The 17,734-nt window shown below is 49.6% G+C and carries 15 protein-coding genes and 1 other RNA gene; all 16 read left to right on the top strand.

Translation table 11 applies throughout. The annotated features are described in order from the left end of the window. The first annotated feature begins 14 nt into the window (after positions 1 to 14). The 16 genes from ACLTOH_RS02135 (at position 15) to ACLTOH_RS02060 (ending at position 17,653) form a co-directional block, all read left to right on the top strand. The gene (locus tag ACLTOH_RS02135; RefSeq protein ID WP_118504765.1) at positions 15 to 719 is read left to right on the top strand and encodes a DUF6320 domain-containing protein; all 705 of its coding nucleotides are present in this window, start codon (positions 15 to 17) and stop codon (positions 717 to 719) included. 148 nt (positions 720 to 867) lie between these two features. After that, positions 868 to 1,776: an alpha/beta hydrolase gene (locus ACLTOH_RS02130; protein WP_412223219.1), complete on the top strand. Its 909-nt coding sequence runs from the start codon at positions 868 to 870 to the stop codon at positions 1,774 to 1,776. Positions 1,777 to 1,868: 92 nt separating this feature from the next. Further along, positions 1,869 to 2,873, top strand: coding sequence for a deoxyguanosinetriphosphate triphosphohydrolase (locus tag ACLTOH_RS02125; RefSeq protein ID WP_337536645.1), 1,005 nt, complete (start codon positions 1,869 to 1,871; stop codon positions 2,871 to 2,873). A 29-nt stretch (positions 2,874 to 2,902) separates the two neighbouring features. Then, on the top strand, positions 2,903 to 4,675 hold the full coding sequence (dnaG, locus tag ACLTOH_RS02120; RefSeq protein ID WP_118504767.1) for a DNA primase: 1,773 nt from the start codon (positions 2,903 to 2,905) through the stop codon (positions 4,673 to 4,675). Between the two features lie 81 nt (positions 4,676 to 4,756). Next, positions 4,757 to 5,869, top strand: coding sequence for an RNA polymerase sigma factor RpoD (rpoD, locus tag ACLTOH_RS02115; protein WP_022313271.1), 1,113 nt, complete (start codon positions 4,757 to 4,759; stop codon positions 5,867 to 5,869). Next, entirely contained in the window at positions 5,869 to 6,654 is a 786-nt protein-coding gene (locus tag ACLTOH_RS02110; RefSeq protein ID WP_337417687.1) for a class I SAM-dependent methyltransferase, read from the top strand. Before rpoD ends, ACLTOH_RS02110 begins: the two co-directional genes overlap by 1 nt. Before the next feature lie 47 nt (positions 6,655 to 6,701). Continuing rightward, positions 6,702 to 8,357, top strand: coding sequence for a nucleoside kinase (locus tag ACLTOH_RS02105; RefSeq protein WP_337417719.1), 1,656 nt, complete (start codon positions 6,702 to 6,704; stop codon positions 8,355 to 8,357). Between the two features lie 198 nt (positions 8,358 to 8,555). Beyond that, positions 8,556 to 10,124 (top strand): glycosyltransferase family 39 protein, encoded by a 1,569-nt coding sequence (locus ACLTOH_RS02100; RefSeq protein WP_337631747.1) that lies wholly within the window; start codon positions 8,556 to 8,558, stop codon positions 10,122 to 10,124. Positions 10,125 to 10,135: 11 nt separating this feature from the next. Next, an RNA gene (gene rnpB / locus ACLTOH_RS02095) (RNase P RNA component class A) lies at positions 10,136 to 10,474 on the top strand. 94 nt (positions 10,475 to 10,568) lie between these two features. Continuing rightward, positions 10,569 to 11,345, top strand: a complete 777-nt coding sequence (locus tag ACLTOH_RS02090) for a S1 family peptidase (protein WP_118540029.1) — start codon at positions 10,569 to 10,571, stop codon at positions 11,343 to 11,345. Between the two features lie 148 nt (positions 11,346 to 11,493). Continuing rightward, positions 11,494 to 12,660, top strand: a complete 1,167-nt coding sequence (locus ACLTOH_RS02085; protein WP_022312841.1) for a GTP-binding protein — start codon at positions 11,494 to 11,496, stop codon at positions 12,658 to 12,660. Between the two features lie 54 nt (positions 12,661 to 12,714). After that, positions 12,715 to 13,647 (top strand): GTP-binding protein, encoded by a 933-nt coding sequence (locus tag ACLTOH_RS02080; RefSeq protein WP_412123502.1) that lies wholly within the window; start codon positions 12,715 to 12,717, stop codon positions 13,645 to 13,647. Positions 13,648 to 13,661: 14 nt separating this feature from the next. Further along, the gene (locus ACLTOH_RS02075) at positions 13,662 to 14,936 is read left to right on the top strand and encodes a hypothetical protein (RefSeq protein ID WP_412123501.1); all 1,275 of its coding nucleotides are present in this window, start codon (positions 13,662 to 13,664) and stop codon (positions 14,934 to 14,936) included. A gap of 79 nt (positions 14,937 to 15,015) precedes the next feature. After that, entirely contained in the window at positions 15,016 to 15,798 is a 783-nt protein-coding gene (locus tag ACLTOH_RS02070; RefSeq protein WP_022312844.1) for a ZIP family metal transporter, read from the top strand. A 58-nt stretch (positions 15,799 to 15,856) separates the two neighbouring features. Continuing rightward, positions 15,857 to 16,627 (top strand): YlmH/Sll1252 family protein, encoded by a 771-nt coding sequence (locus ACLTOH_RS02065; RefSeq protein ID WP_118504781.1) that lies wholly within the window; start codon positions 15,857 to 15,859, stop codon positions 16,625 to 16,627. A 69-nt stretch (positions 16,628 to 16,696) separates the two neighbouring features. Further along, positions 16,697 to 17,653 carry a putative ABC transporter permease gene (locus ACLTOH_RS02060; protein ID WP_412123500.1) on the top strand — a complete coding sequence of 319 codons (957 nt, stop codon included), beginning with the start codon at positions 16,697 to 16,699 and terminating at the stop codon, positions 17,651 to 17,653. The last annotated feature ends 81 nt before the right edge of the window (positions 17,654 to 17,734 follow it).

Raw genomic sequence — 17,734 nt, 5'->3', positions numbered from 1 at the left:
GAAAGGAAATGCTTATGTCATATTGTGTGAACTGTGGTGTGGAACTGGATGCTTCGGCAAAGAAGTGCCCTCTGTGCGACACACCGGTGTATAATCCCAAGGCACCGGAACCGGAGAAGCAGCCATCCCCTTTTCCAAAGGAAAAGGGACAGGTGGAAGTGGTAAAAAGAAAAGATCTGGGAGTACTGTTGACGGTTATTGTACTGGCTACGGCGGTGACCTGTGGGCTGTTAAACGCTTTTGTGTTCCGCAGCAGTCTGTGGTCTCTGGCGGTGATCGGCGTAGTCCTGGTATTGTGGGTTATTATGATCCCTGTGGTTATTTATACGAGGCAGCCCATTTATCTGTCGATCCTGCTGGATGGAGTGGCAGTGATCGTGTATCTATATCTGCTGACTTATCTGACGGGACATAACAGCTGGTTCTATGGACTGGGACTGCCGATCGTATTGCTGGTGACGGCAGTGGTGGAAGCGGTGACGTTCTGTATCCGCAAGCTCCCCATGTCCTTCCTGACAGGAGCCCTGTACCTGATCTCGGGAATCGCTGTTTTGTGCGTGGGACTGGAACTTCTGATCGACCGGTTCCTGAGACAGGAGATCGCACTGGGATGGTCGGCTATCGTGCTGACGATCTGCGTGATCGTCGATATCACCATCGCCACCCTTTTATCCCGGAGGAGACTGCGCAATGCAGTGCGCAGAAGATTGCACTTTTGATCACTATTCAGAGCCATGAAATATTGGCGAAGCAGCCTCAGATGAGCAAACAACAAGTGAACTTGTTGTTCAGGAAAGCATCGGAGATGCGATTTTGCGAATGAGGCGCTGAATAGTTACGAGAAAACTAGGTGAACAGGAGGAACTTATGGCACTGGTAGGAAAAAACAGTGAGAAGAACAACCAGAATCTGATGCAGCTCATCCGCAGGGCCCATGGTCTTGTGGAGAATCCGGATCTGGAGAAGCACAGACAATCCCAGGATCACATTGGCGAGCTGCTCGGCAACAGTAAAGAGATCCAGTACCGTCCCGTGGACATCGATGGCATGGATGCGGAGTGGGTCAGCGTGAACCGGGCTCATATGAAAAAGTACGTGATCCTGCATTGCCACGGAGGCGGATATTCCACCGGCAGCAGTATCTATGCCAGAACCCTGACATCGAAGCTGGCGGCGGGTACTTCCATGGATGTGCTGTGCTTTGATTACAGACTGGCACCGGAGCATCCGTATCCGGCAGCTGCGGAGGATGCCATGAAAGCCTGGAACTATCTGATGCTTTTGGGCTACGGAGCAAGAGATGTGATCATTACCGGAGATTCGGCCGGAGGTAATCTGGCGCTTTCACTGGTGTTGAAATTAAAAGAGCAGGAGCGCTTGCTTCCCAGAGGAATCGTGCTGATGTCTCCCTGGACGGATCTTACCGGCGAGGGCAAGACTTTCCAGACCAAGGCGGAACTGGATCCGGTACTGGATAAAGAGTACATCGACCGTATGACCAGGGGCTATGCCCCGGACAGAGACCTGACGGATCCTTATATTTCTCCGCTGTTTGGAGACTTTCATGGTTTCCCGCCCGTCTATATTCAGGTGGGAGAGAATGAAATCCTGTTGGACGATTCTCTGCGGCTATATAAAAATCTGATCAAAGCCGGGGTCGCTGCCCATATCGACCGATTCCCCGGAATGTGGCATGTTTTTCAGATGTCACCCTTCAAAAAGGCCAGTGAGGCCATGGATAAGAATGCGGAATTCATCTATTCTGTGTGCAGATAATTTAAATCAGAAAAAATGACTATTTTTTTCAAAAGAAAGAAAAGGATTTTTAAGACAGGCACAGAATATTAGAAGTAGGGGCAGGAGGAACTATGACGATCAGAGAAAACTTGGAACAGTGGGAAAAGGATTATTTAAGTCCGTACGCATCCTTGAGTGTGAACTCCAAAGGACGTCTGCGACCGGAAGAACAATGTGATATCCGGCCGGTGTTTCAGAGAGACAGAGACCGTATTATCCATTGCAAGGCCTTTCGAAGGCTAAAGGATAAGACCCAGGTATTTCTGACACCTGAGGGTGACCATTACCGTACCAGACTGACACATACGCTGGAGGTATCCCAGACGGCCAGAACCATAGCCAAGGCATTAAAGCTGAACGAGGATCTGGTGGAAGCCATTGCGCTGGGACACGATCTGGGACACACGCCTTTCGGACATGCCGGAGAGCGTGCGCTGAACAGAGTATGCCCTTTTGGCTTCGAACATGCCGAACAGAGCGTCCGCACCGTGGACATTCTGGAGAAGGATGGCAAGGGGCTGAATCTGACCTACGAGGTGCGAGACGGTATAAGAAACCACCAGACCATTGGAAAGCCCCACACCCTGGAGGGCAAGATCGTCAGACTTTCCGATAAAATTGCCTATATTCATCACGATATGGATGACGCCATCCGCGGAGGAATCCTCACGGAAGCGGATGTGCCGAAGGACATCTGTGAGGTGATCGGCAGCAGTCCCACCGAGAGACTGGATCATTTCATTCATGACATCGTGACCAACAGCATGGACAAGGGAGACATCCTGATGTCGGAGCCGGTGGCGGAAGCCATGGCGAAGATACGACAGTTCATGTTTGAGAGAGTTTACAAGAACCCGGTAGCGAAGAGCGAAGAGGGGAAAGCAGAGATGCTGATGGAGACATTGTACCAGCATTTCCTGAAGCATCTGGATGATCTGCCGGAAGAATATCTCAATCTTCTTTCCGTGGGAGAACCGAGAGAGAAGGTCGTCTGCGACTATGTAGGAGCGATGACGGATCGGTTTGCCATAGCGGTATACGAGGATATTTACATACCGAAATCCTGGCAGAGATAGGTACAAGATAAAATAGGAGTTAAAAAAACGTGTATTATCCCGAAGAACTGGTAGAAGAAGTCAGAGCCAGAAATGACATCGTGGATGTGATATCGGGCTATGTCTCATTGAAAAAAAAGGGAAGCAACTATTGGGGCTGCTGTCCTTTTCATAACGAAAAAACACCTTCCTTTTCGGTGTCTTCGAACAAACAGATGTATTATTGCTTCGGATGCCATGCCAGCGGAAATGTATATACGTTTCTTATGAAATATGAAAACGATACCTTCCCGGAGGCCATTAAGATCCTGGCGGACCGCGCCGGGGTAAAGCTTCCCGAAGTGGAGGAGACACCGGAACAGAAGAAAAAAGCCGGCAAACGTATGCGGCTGCTGGAAGTCAATAAGGAAGCGGCAAAATATTTTTATTATATGCTGCGGGATCCCCGTGGCGAAGTGGGAATGCGGTATCTGACGGGGCGGAAGCTGACCGATGAGACCATGCATCATTTCGGACTGGGTTATGCCGGGAAAAACGGCGAGCAGGTGGTACAGTACCTGCGGAAAAAGGGCTTTACGGACGAAGAGATCAAAGACTCCGGACTGGCAATGTTTTCTGAACAGCGGGGACTGCGAAGCCAGTTCTGGAATCGTGTCATGTTCCCCATACAGGATATCAACCACCGGGTCATCGGCTTCGGCGGCAGAGTCATGGGAGACGGGGAACCGAAATACCTGAATTCACCGGAGACCATGATCTTCGATAAGAGAAGGAATCTTTATGGACTGAATTTCGCAAGGACTGCCCGGACGGGCAATATTATCCTGTGCGAGGGCTACATGGATGTCATAGCCATGCATCAGGCGGGATTTACCCAGGCGGTGGCATCCCTGGGAACGGCATTTACGGTGGAACAGGCTAACCTTTTACACCGTTATGCGGAAAACATCCTGCTGGCCTACGACAGCGACGGTGCCGGAACCAAGGCGGCACTCCGGGGCATCGGTATTCTCAGGGAGGCCGGGCTTACCGGTAAAGTCATCAATATGCGTCCTTATAAGGACCCGGATGAATTTATCAAGAATCTGGGGAAAGAGGCTTTTCAGGAGAGAATCGATCAGGCGGAGAACAGTTTCTACTTCGAGATCCGTATCCTGAGTGAACAATACGATCAGAGTGATCCGGAACAGCGGACGAAGTTCCACCGGGAGATCGCACAGAAACTGTGCGAATTTTCGGAAGATCTGGAGCGGGAGAATTATTTGCAGGCCATTGCCGAAAAATATATGATCCGTCCCGATGATCTGCGCAAAATGGTCATAGGATATGCTTCCCAGACGGGAATTGCCAGACCGATTCCCCGTCCCCGCAGCGGAGTGCAGAACAAGAGCGATCCTTCGGAGAGCGGACGGAAGTCCCAGAGACTGCTGATCACCTGGATCGGAGATGATCCTTCTCTGTATACGATTGTACGTAAGTACATTTCTCTGGAGGATTTCACGGAGGAATTGTATCGTAAGGTGGCGGAGAAGATGTTTGCAGAGCTGGACAACGGACAGTTTCAGCCGGCGGGGATCATCAGCATGTTTGAGGATGAAGAGGAGCAGAGGCAGGCAGCGGAGCTGTTCCATACAACGCTCCCCGAATTGTCCACGAAGCAGGAGAGAGAAAGAGCTTTCCATGACATTCTGGTGTCAGTCAAACGCAACAGCTACCAGTACTATATGGCGCAGCTGGGTACAGATGTCAACGCGGTCAAAAAAGCGGTGGAAGGCAAAAAAGCACTGGAAGAATTACAAAGAGCCCGCATTTCTCTGGAATAATAGGGTTTGCGGCTCGGGACAGTTATAAAAAATACGAAATATGGCTATAAATAATGGCAATGAAAGGATGGAACCACGAAAATGGATGAAAACACACAGGCAAAATTTGCGGAGAAGATAAAAGAGCTCCTGAATATGGCGAAAAAGAAAAAGAATGTGCTGGAGTATCAGGAAATCAGTGACTTCTTTGCGGACATGCCTCTGGAAGAGGAACAGATGGAGAAGGTTCTGGAGTATCTGGACCAGAACAACGTAGATGTGCTGCGTATTACCGATGACGATGATGTGGATGACGAAGAGATCATTCTGACCGATGAGGACGAAGTGGATGTGGAGAACATCGACCTGTCCGTACCGGAAGGCGTCAGCATTGAGGATCCTGTCCGTATGTACTTAAAGGAGATCGGCAAGGTGCCCCTGTTAAGTGCTGAGGAAGAGATCGAACTGGCCCAGAGAATGGAAGAGGGCGACCAGGAAGCGAAAAAGCGTCTGGCAGAGGCCAACTTACGTCTGGTAGTCAGTATTGCCAAGAGATATGTAGGCCGTGGAATGCTGTTCTTAGACCTGATCCAGGAAGGTAACCTGGGTCTGATCAAAGCTGTAGAGAAATTCGATTATCGTAAAGGATATAAGTTCTCCACCTATGCGACCTGGTGGATCCGTCAGGCCATCACCAGAGCGATCGCCGATCAGGCGAGAACCATCCGTATCCCGGTGCATATGGTAGAGACCATCAACAAACTGATCCGCGTGAGCAGACAGCTGCTGCAGGAGCTGGGAAGAGAACCGACCCCCGAAGAGATCGCGGAAGAGATGAACATGCCGGTAGACAGAGTGCGTGAGATCTTAAAGATCAGCCAGGAGCCCGTATCCCTGGAGACTCCTATCGGTGAAGAGGAAGACAGCCATTTAGGCGACTTCATTCAGGATGATAATGTACCGGTTCCTTCCGATGCTGCAGCATTTACCCTGCTGAAGGAACAGCTGGTGGAAGTGCTGGGTACTCTGACAGAGAGAGAACAGAAAGTACTGAGACTCCGTTTCGGTCTGGATGACGGACGGGCCCGTACTCTGGAGGAAGTAGGTAAGGAATTCAACGTTACCCGTGAACGTATCCGTCAGATCGAAGCAAAGGCATTGCGCAAACTGCGTCATCCCAGCCGCAGCCGCAAGCTGAAGGATTATCTGGATTAATGGCGGAAGTTATATTATCCAATCGAATGCAGGCTTTAACAGACATGGTCACTCCCGGCACTGTGATAACAGATGTGGGGTGTGACCATGGTTTTGTATCGGTCTATCTCGTGCAGAAGGGGCTCTCCCCACGGGTGATCGCCATGGATGTGCGGTCAGGGCCCCTGGAGCGTGCCAGAGAGCATATCCGGGAATATGGTCTGCAGGACAGGATAGAGACCAGACTTTCCGACGGTCTGCACGGCCTGAAGACCGGAGAGGCGAACGGGATGATCTGTGCCGGCATGGGCGGACCTCTCATGGAGAAGATTCTTACCGAAGGAAGAGAACAGGCACAGGGATTTGCAGAGCTGATCCTGCAGCCACAGTCGGAGATCCCGCATTTTCGGACATTCCTGATGGATGAGGGATATCTTCTGCTGGATGAGAATATCATCTACGAAGAAGGAAAATATTATTTTATGATGAAGGTGCGCTGGCTGGGTGCGATGACGGACGATGCGGTACGGCAGAAGGTCGGGGACTCCTGGAAGACGGAAGGTCTGGATCCCGGACTGGCGGAAAAGTTCGGCCCGCTGCTTTTATCCCGCAGAGACCGGATACTTCGGGAGTATCTGGAATGGATGCTGACTGAGCGAAGGCAGATCGTGGGACGCATGGAGCAAAAGGCAGATGCGGACAATCCCAGAACCATATGCCGCAGACAGGAGATCGCAGACGAGATCACCCTGATTACCCGTGCACTGGATTGGTATGATAATGGCAAGGAAGCGGATTGGATTTAGGCAATAAGACCTGTAAAAGCAGATTACAGAAGGACAGGGTGAGAAAAATGATCACAGTGAAGATAAACGGGGAAGAGAGACAATATCCTCAGGGAGCCACTTACGAGGATGTGACCAACGATTATCAGCAGGAGTATGAGAATCTGATCGCACTGGCAGCCAGAGACGGCAAGATCAGAGAATTGTTCAAGAAACTGACAAGGGATTGCGAGGTTACCTTTTTTACCTTGAAGGATGATGTGGGCAACAAGACTTATGTGCGTTCTGCCACAATGCTGTTTTTGAAAGCGGTATTTGATGTCTACGGCAGAGAGGCGGCCCAGAGCTGTCGTGTGGAATTTGCCATCGGCAACGGCTCCTACATCTCTCCAAAAGAGAAGATCAATGCGACGGAAGAAAATGCTGCAAAGATCCGTAACCGGATGCGGGAGCTGGTGGAGGCAAAGACACCTTTTCTGAAGAGATCCTATTCCCTGGATAATGCCATGGAACTGTTTCGGAAAGAGGGGATGAAGGATAAGGAAAAGCTGTTCCGTTACCGCAGAGGCTCTTTCGTAAATATTTATGAAATGGACGGTTATTACGATTATTATTACGGCTACATGCTGCCCAATGCCGGCTATGTAAAGTGGTTCGATGTCATAGCGTATGAGGATGGATTTATGCTGCTGCTGCCGGATAAAAAAGATCCTACACATGTTAAGCCGTTTCAAGAGAGAAAGCTGTTATTCCGGACGTTGAAAGAATCTGAGGAATGGGGAAAGGAGATCGGTATTGAGACCGTAGGTGATCTGAATGATCAGATCTGCCGTGGGTCGCTGAGTGAACTGATTCTGGTACAGGAAGCGCAGCAGGAGCGTAAGATCGGCGAGATTGCCAAGAGCATCGTAGACAGGGGCGGCGTGAAATTTGTCATGATCGCCGGACCCTCTTCTTCCGGCAAGACCAGTTTTTCCCACAGATTATCCATTCAGTTGAAGACCCTGGGGAAAACACCGCATCCCATTGCACTGGATGACTATTTCGTGAACAGAGAATTCACGCCAAGGGATGAGAACGGTGATTACAATTTCGAATGTCTGGAAGCGATTGATGTAAAGCAGTTCAATGACGACATGTGCAGATTGTTAGCCGGTGAACGTGTGGAACTGCCTTCCTTTAACTTCAAGACCGGAAAGCGGGAATATAAGGGCAATTTCAAACAACTGGGACCGGATGATATTCTGGTGATCGAAGGTATCCACGGTCTGAATGAGAAGACATCTTATGCACTTCCCGAGGAGAGTAAATACAAGATCTATATCAGTGCATTGACCAATATCAATATTGATGAGCATAACCGGATCCCGACTACGGACGGAAGACTTCTCCGCCGTATGGTCAGAGATGCGAGGACCAGAGGTGCGGATGCGAGACGCACCATCGATATGTGGGCTTCCGTGCGCCGGGGAGAGGAACAGAATATTTTTCCGTTCCAGGAGGATGCGGATGCCATGTTTAATTCCGTCCTGATCTATGAACTGGCAGTGTTAAAGCAGTTCGCAGAGCCGTTATTGTTCCAGATCGATAAGGGAGAACCGGAATATTACGAAGCCAAGAGACTGCTTAAGTTCCTGGAGTATTTCCTGGGTGTGACCAGTGAAAGCCTTCCCAATAATTCTCTGTGCAGAGAATTTGTGGGTGGAAGCTGCTTCAATGTGTAAACTATTCAGAGTAGCGCAATTCTGCTGACAGGCGTCGAATGCCTGCATTCGTAAGACTGTGCGGCAGAATTGATGCGACGAAGTAACCACATGAGCAAAAAGGAAGCCTCGGAGAGGCGATTTTGCGAATGAGGTGCTGAATAGTTTACATGCATGGTGCTGAATAGTTTACTCTACAGTAAGAAAAGGAGAATACCTGTGGAGAGTCGTTTACCAAAGATAAAATCGATAGTAAAGCAGACAGCAAACTGGGTGATCCGGATCATGGGCAGCCTGATCCTTCTGTTCCTTGTATGGTATGCCATGCGTACCCTGCAGTATATGCTTCCGGTGGCAGGTCATGAAGATCTGGTGGAGATTCCGGATTCCGTAATACGGAATCTGGCGGCAGCAGCGCTGATATTGCTATTGTATGCAGTTCTGACGGCAGTGGAAAAAAAGGCCGGTGACAAAATCACCATCTGGTGTAAAAGAATTGCCGTAACGCTCGGCATGCTTTGGCAGGGAATCGCAGGATTGTGCTGGGTTCTGGCGGCAGACAGAGTGCCGAGTGCAGATCAGGCATCGGTTATTGGTGCGGCCATAGATTTTATACAGGGTGACTATGGGACGCTGGCTCCGGATCATTATTGCGGTCTGTATGCTCATCAGTTGGGACCGGCGGCCATGGAAGAGATGCTGTTCCGGATTCTTGGAGAGGCGGATTATCATGTGATCCAGATAGTGTTCGTACTTCTGAACGTGGCGGGTATCTATTGCATTTACGGCATTCTGAAGGAAGTTTCCGGCAGACTTGCGGTGGTGACCATGGGGACACTGCTTGCGGGCAGCTGTATGGCATCTGTCTTTTATACCAGCTGGGTCTACGGAGAGATTCCCTGGGTATTCTGTTCCCTGTTTTCCGCATGGATGCTGGTCCGATATATCAAATATGGAAAAACGGGATCACTGGTGGGCATTGTGACAGCTCTTACACTGGGAACTCTGCTGCGTAAGAACACACTGGTCCTGGTGGTGGCATATTGCATGGTCGGCGCGGTACGGATATTCTCAAAATGGGACAGACGCCTGTTGATTTCACTGGTGCTGGCGTTGGCACTGCCACTCTTGTGCTATCAGGGAATCTATAAAATGTATGAGATGAGATCCGGAATGGAGCATTCCCGGGGATTGCCCACATCGGCTTACCTGTATCTGGGAATGGAAGAGATCGGTGGCCGGTACGGCTGGTATTACAGCGATTGCTGGGCACAATATTATGCAACGGACTGTAATACAGAGCAGAGCGATCAGATCTACCGGGAGATGATGCAGGAGCGCATGCAGGCCATGAAAGCACAGCCGGGGTATCTGAGAGGTTTTTATCAGGGAAAACTTCTGTCCCAGTGGAATGTCCCGACCTATCAGTCACTGTATTTCAACTTTAACCACGGGGATGTGTACCATGAGAAACTGGCGGCACTGGAAGACCGGCTGAGTGGAGATCTGTTTGACAGTGTGGTGAGGATGGCAGATCGTTTACAGTTTATTATCTATCTGGGGTGTCTGTTTTACTTTATCTTCTGTGTCCGAAAAGACAGTGAGATCACACAGCATCTGTTGGCAGTGGCTGTGATCGGGGGCTTTTTGTTCAGTATTTTCTGGGAAGCAAAGGCCAGGTATATGTATGCCTATTACATGATGATGTTCCCGCTGGCAGCACTGGGATATGGGGAAATCATACGTCTGGCAGAAAAATATTGCTTTTTCCGGAAGAAAAAGATATAATCGAACAGGTGTAAGTAAGATAGATGATCGCGGCTGCTTTATGCAGGTGAGGAAAGTCCGGGCTTCACAGGGCAGGATGCCAGATAACGTCTGGTGGAGGTGACTCCAAGGCTAGTGCAACAGAGATATACCGCCGGCTTTTGGCCGGTAAGGGTGGAAAGGCAGTGTAAGAGACTACCGTCCGGCTGGTAACAGACGGAGCCATGTAAACCCCATCCGAAGCAAGACCAAACAGAGAGCTATAGACCGGCCCGGTCTGCTTTCAGGTAGGTCGCTTGATGCGGCTGGTGACAGTCGTACTAGATAGATGATCGTCATATACAGAACTCGGCTTATTTTTTGCTTACACCTTTTGAGAAAAATGCGGACTGCGGATGCGGTCCGTTTTCTGTTATAAGCAACTGCAATGCAGAGCATGTTTCACGGAGAAACTATGGAGAAGTCATGGAGAAAAAAGAGAGAATGCGGATAAAAGGGATCACTGTGATACTGAGCTGCCTGTTACTTTTCGCCGGCTGCGGGGAAAACGGTGGGAGTGAGGAAAATGTCTCCACGGAGACCGCAGGCCAGAAGGTTTCGGAAGAAAACAGTGGCATGGGACAGGCTGACGCAGGAATGGAATTTGTGGAACTGCCGGTGCAGACAGAGCAGAAACTGACGGAGAATGATTTTAAGGTAATGAAATCCCTGGTGGGAATTCAGACGGGAGAGCGGCAGGGCAGCGGTGTGATCTATGATGAAGAGGAAAACAGGATTCTGATCGCAACGGCAGGGCACGTACTGGCGGACGATACCGGAGAGGCCCGGGTGACATTTCCGGACGGAACACAGGTGGCTGCCACCGGCGTGGAGACAGTGGACAGCTGCGACCTGGCTTTCCTGTGGGTGGACAAGGCGGAACTGTCAGAGGAAGCATGGAAGGTCTGTCTGCCGGTGCAGACGGATCGGGAAGTATTCGATGCACTGAAGGAATATGACGATGTATGGATGTACGGAGGGGAGAGTGGGCTGCCGGTCTATGCTTTCGTGGTGGATCCCTGGATCTATGTGGAGGATTTTGACCAGTATATGCTTCTGCTGCAGGGACTGATCGCTCCCGGAATGTCAGGAGGCGGAGCCTTTACGGAGGACGGTGTGTTCGTAGGAATCCTGTGTGGCGGTGATGAAGAGGGAAAAGTGGCCGTGGTGCCTTACAGCATGATCGAGACGGAGAGACCGTAGCACAGTTGCGTATGCGAGCATCCGCACAGTGTCTGACGAACATTATGGCTTAGTTGATAAAAATTTAATAATCGTTTTATTGACAATACTGTAAATATGATAGAAAATAAAAAGGATGGGTCTTAGACTCAGATTGGAGGAAAAAACAATGACGAAAATAGATGTAGTATCCGGATTCCTGGGTGCCGGTAAGACCACCCTGATCAAGAAGCTGTTAAAAGAAGCTCTGGACGGCAGCAAGACCGTTCTGATCGAGAATGAGTTTGGTGAGATCGGTATCGACGGCGGTTTCTTAAAAGAGGCCGGTATCGAGATCAAAGAGATGAACTCCGGCTGTATCTGCTGCTCTCTGGTAGGTGATTTCGGTACTTCCCTGAAGGAAGTTATCAGCACTTATGCTCCCGAGCGTATTCTGATCGAGCCCTCCGGTGTCGGCAAGCTGTCCGATGTCCTGAAGGCTGTGGAGAACGTGGCAGGAGATCTGGATGTGGAGATCAACAGTGCGGTAGCAGTAGTAGATGCATCCAAGTGCAAGATGTATATGAAGAACTTCGGCGAATTCTTCAGCAACCAGATCGAGTACGCCGGAACCATTATCTTAAGCAGAACCGACAAAGTGGATCAGGCAAAGCTGAATGCCTGCGTGGAGATGATCCGTGAGCATAACGACAAGGCTACCATTATCACCACTCCTCTTGATCAGCTGGATGGCAGGGAAGTACTGAAGACCATCGAAGGCGCTGACAAGCTGGAAGATATGATGAAGGAAATGCTGGAGCATATCCATGACGATCACGATGAGGATGAGTGCTGTGACCATGAGCATCATCACCATCACGACCATGACGAGGATGACCACGACCATGAGTGCTGCTGTGGACATCACCACGATGACGACGATGATGAAGACGAGCATGAGCATCACCATCATCATGACCATGATGAAGACCATGACCATGAGCATCATCATGAGCATGACGAGAACTGCACCTGCGGCTGCCACGATCATGATCATGACCACCACCATCATCACCATCACGCAGACGAAGTATTCACCAGTTGGGGTATCGAGACACCCAACACCTACAGCGCAGAGGACATCGAGAAGATCCTTACTGCTCTGGACAGCGGAGAGTACGGTGCAATCCTGCGTGCCAAGGGTATGGTACCCGCTCCCGACGGAACCTGGGTATATTATGATTATGTTCCCGAAGAGCATGACATCAGAAGCGGTAAGCCGGAAGTCACCGGCAAGATCTGTGTCATCGGTTCCAAACTGGACGAGGACAAGCTGGCAGAACTGTTCCGTAAATAAATTGCCGGAACGGATTTTACAGGCAGCAGGATAAGAAAGAGAAAGGTATGAATTATGACGAAACCAGTCTATATCATAAATGGTTTTCTGGAGAGCGGTAAGACAGAATTTATCACATTTACACTGGGACAGCCGTATTTCCAGATCAAAGGAAAGACACTGCTCATCCTCTGTGAAGAGGGCGAGAATGAATACGATCCCGCTTTATTAAAAAAGAGTCGTACGGATGTCGTATTGATCGAAGAGGAAGAGGAGTTTACTCCGAATCATCTGATCGAGCTGGAGAAGCAGTACAAGCCCGCCCGTATCATCATCGAGTATAACGGTATGTGGAATTGTAAGAACATGACGCTTCCCTGGTACTGGAAAGTAGAGCAGCAGATCACGACCATTGACGGCTCCACCTTCTCCATGTACTACACAAATATGAAATCTCTGTTGGCAGAGATGATCCGTAAGTCCGAGATGATCATTTTCAACCGTTGCGACGGTATCAAGGATCTGAATGTATACAAGCGCAACATCAAAGCGGTGAATCCTTCCGCAGATGTGATCTTCGAGGATTCCAACGGTGAGATCGATGAGATCTTCGAGGAGGATCTGCCCTACGATCTGAATCAGGATCCTATCGTACTGGACAACCAGGGCTACGGCATCTGGTATCTGGATTCCATGGATCATCTGGAGCGCTATGAAGGCAAAAATATCCAGTTTCTGGCCATGGTACTGAAGCCCGAGGAATATCCCGATGGCTATTTCGTACCGGGACGCATGGCAATGACCTGCTGTGCGGAAGATATGGCATTTCTGGGCTATGCCTGTGAGTTTGCAGGCACGAAAGACCTGAAGCAGAAGGAATGGGTCAAAGTGACAGCGAAGGTTGCCAGAGAATACTTCGCAGACTATAAGGGAGAGGGCCCTGTACTCCATGCCATCAGTGTGGAGAAGGCAAAGGCTCCCAAAGATCCCGTGATCAGTTTCAACTAGAAAGGATCGGCTCTATGAAAAAGAATCCCATAAAGAGCGGCCTGCGGGAGACAATGGCAGGAAAAGTGACATTTCTTTTCCTGCTGTTTTTGTATACCGGGGTTATGTTATATCTGTTTTGGATGGAGTGCTATCAGGTGCCGGGCTTTCAGTCGGATATGCCGGACTATGTGAATAAGGTGGCAGGTATTGCGGGAAATTATGAGTTTCCCTATCCGATCCTGTTCTGGACAGCCAGACTTTCCGCCTGGCTGATCGGAGCGAAAGCGGCCATGGCCATCACCACCGCGCTGTTCAATCTGGCAGCGGTAGTGATCACAAAATATTATATGAACCGGGAGATCCGGAAAGTAAGTCATTATGATGACTTAACTCAGGGAAGACAGGCTATGACGGACATTCTTGTGAACCTGCTTGTCTTTTCGCTATTTTTGCTTTCTAACCTGTATTCTCCCAAGAATACAGCTTTTTTCGGCTTTGATTATGCGTATCGCTGTATGGGGATTTATACGCCGAATCCTTTCTGGAATGCCACTTATCTGGCCACCAGACCTTTTGCGATTATCTGCTTTTTTGAGACGGTGAAGGTGCTGTCGGAATATCAGAAGGATTTTCAGTGGAAGAACTGCGTTCTCTTCGCGGTCAGCCTTCTGCTGACCACCATGACCAAACCAAGCTATACGATGGTAGTGGTGCCTCTGATCGGTCTGATCCTCCTGATCCAGCTGATCGTAAGCAGAGGAAAAAGTTTTCGCAATGCCTTCTGTCTGTGTGTGACCATGATCCCCACGGGAATTGCCCTGCTGTACCAGTTTTCCGGAATTTTCACCGGGACGAATGCCATGGGAGAGGAGACAGGCATCGCCATCGGCTTTGCCAAAGTATGGAGCAATTATTCCAAAAGCATTCCTTTAAGTATTATCATGGGAATGGCATTGCCCATCGGCGTACTTTTACTGAATCTGGTATTTGATTTTAAAAATATAAAGTCCAACAGATATTACTGGTTTGCATGGCTGAATTATCTTATGGGTACAGTAATGTTCCTGATCTTCTATGAAAAAGGATTCCGCATGATGCATGCCAACTTTTCCTGGGGCTATATGCACGGCATGTTCTTTGTCTTCCTGATGACGTTGATCGTCATGGTGCGGAATATCAGGGAGTGGTGGAAGAGCTGGAAGGTGATCTTCGTCGTGGGCGAGATCGCGGTATTCTGCTACCATCTGGTGTGTGGTGTGAATTTCCTGATGTATGCCGTCCTGGGCAACGATCTGGCGGGATTTTAGTAAAAATGATTTGAAAAGGCAGACAAGATACCATCTTGCTGCGAGTTACATAGAATAATAAAAGAAAGGAGAGTGTTTCATGAATTTAAGCATTGTAGCCGGTCTTCTGATTCCGTTTCTGGGAACGACTGCAGGGGCAGCCTGCGTGTTTTTCCTGAAAAAACAGATTGGCGGCAATATTCAGAGAATATTTACCGGATTCGCTGCCGGTGTCATGGTGGCAGCTTCGGTGTGGTCTTTGCTGATACCGGCCATGGATATGTGCGAAGAGATGGGGAAGCTTGCATTTCTTCCCGCAGTGATCGGATTCCTGATCGGTATTGTTTTTTTGTTGTTCATCGATAGCATGGTACCCCATCTGCATGTGGGAAGCGATGCACCGGAAGGCCATAAGAGCAGTCTGAACCGCACAGCCATGCTGATGCTGGCGGTGACCATTCACAATTTTCCCGAAGGTGCGGCGTGTGGTGCTATTTTCGCCGGAGTGTTAAACGGGGACGGAACTGTTACGATGGCGGGAGCCCTGACGCTGGCCATCGGTATCGCCATTCAGAATTTCCCGGAGGGGGCCATTATTTCCCTGCCTCTTCGGAGTGAAGGAAATAAGAGAGGAAAGTCCTTTGCCTTAGGCGTATTGTCGGGAGCAGTGGAACCGGTGGGAGCAATCCTGGCCATTGCACTGGCAAGCATTGTGACACCTATTTTACCCTATATGCTGGCTTTTGCAGCCGGAGCCATGATCTATGTGGTCGTGGAGGAACTGATTCCGGAAGCCAGTGAGGGAGAGCATTCCAACCTGGGAACCATTGCCTTTGCCATTGGTTTTGCGTTGATGATGATGTTGGATGTGGCACTGGGATAATGTGTACAGTGTAATATTTGCAAAAGCAAAGTGAGAACAGTAGGAAGGATGTACGGGAATGTCCGTGGAAAATGAAAAAGAAATACAACAGCTGAAAAACCGGATCCGTGAACTGGCAGACAAATCCTACAACCAGAACCAGTACACATTTACCGGATTCTTGGGACTGGCAGAGCAGGATGCTCTGTGGCAGGTGGAACGGGAAGTGAAGTTCGCAGGGATCACCTTATACGGCGGCAGGGAAGAGGCAGAGCGGAAGCTCCTTCGCTTCGGCAGTGAGGCGGAGCTGGGCTATGAACAGCCCTTTCCTATCTGCTGTATCCGGATCAGACCTCTATCCGCGAAATTTGCAGACAAGCTGTCCCACAGGGATTATCTGGGGGCACTGATGAACCTGGGTATTGAACGCAGCACCATCGGTGATATCCTGCCGGGAGAGGGCGAAGCATTTTTATTCTGTCTGGATACCATTGCAGAATTTATCTGTGACAATCTGGAGCAGATCCGCCACACCCACGTGAAGTGTGAGGTGGTGGATGCGGCGGCAGAAGTACCTCAGGAAGAACCGGTGCGTCAGGTCATTCAGGTGGCAAGTCCACGTGTTGATGCTGTCATTTCCAAGGTATATAATAAATCCAGAAGCGACTGTCTGGAGTTGTTCCGGGTGGGAAAGGTATATGTGAACGGCAGGCTGTGTGAAAATAATTCCAAGCCCCTGGAGGCGGGGGATGTGGTAAATGCCAGAGGCTACGGTAAATTCCGCATAAGTGGAGAACCCCATGCCACGAGGAAGGGGAAGCTTGCCATAGAGGCTGAGGTATATCCGTAGCGGTTCGGTCATGAGATGACAGTTACCTTGCTCGTAAGGAAAAAACGAAGACGTGAAGGAGGTTAAACAGTGTATCATTATACTGCGATCCAATGGATATTTTTCTTTTATTTTTATTGCTTTTTCGGCTGGTGTTTTGAATCCACCTATGTATCCCTGAAAAGCAGGAAGCTGGTCAACCGTGGTTTCTGCCGCGGACCGTTTCTGCCGCTGTATGGAAGTGGAGCCATCATGATGCTGGTAGTGTCCATGCCGTTTCAGGACAATCTGGTGTTAGTCTATATTGCCGGATGTATCGGGGCTACGGTGCTGGAGTATGTCACAGGCGTGACCATGGAGGCATTATTTAAAGTCAGATACTGGGACTATTCCAAGAATAAATTCAATTTCCAGGGACATATCTGCCTGGGGTCCTCGCTGGCCTGGGGTGGTCTGACGATCCTGATGACGGAGTTTATCCATAAGCCCATTGAACATCTGGTATTGTCCATTCCGGACAGCATCCTCACTCCTGTGACACTGGTGCTGACGGCGCTGATCGGTGCGGATTTCGCATTATCCTTCAAGGCAGCCCTGGATCTGCGGGATGTACTGGAGAAAATGGAGAAGGCAAAAGAAGATATGCTGCGGATCCAGAAACGGCTGGATGTCATTATTGCTGTGACCAGTGAGGATCTGGAGAACCGCAAGGAGGGATTCAGCGAGAGTCTGGCCCAGAAGAAGGAAGACTTTACGGAGGGGATTACTACGAGAGTAGAGGATCTGAAGTCCAGTATTGAGCAGAAGCTGGAAAGCATCCGCACTTCTTCCCAGAAATCTCCCGGTCAGTATCTGGACAGCGTGAAGAATGAAGTGCTGGAGCTGAAACAGAAGTACACCAGAAGCGTGGCAGACAGAGAGAATGTCAGCAGCTTAAGAGATTTCTTCCAGCGTGACATGATTCGTTCCAACCCTACCATGAGCTCTGAGAAATTTAAGGAAGCTCTGGAAGAACTGAAAGAGCACTCCAATAAGAAAAATGAATAAAAAGCAGAAAAAAGCATGTCTGTGATGCCCGTTTTTAGGGGGGGGCGGAAGGGCATGCTTTTTTTGCACATGGAAAATGAG

Source organism: Waltera sp. (assembly GCF_046969025.1).
Taxonomy (GTDB): domain Bacteria; phylum Bacillota; class Clostridia; order Lachnospirales; family Lachnospiraceae; genus Acetatifactor; species Acetatifactor acetigignens.
Note: the sequence above shows the minus strand (reverse complement) of the source record. Positions and strands in the feature narration are given on the sequence as shown.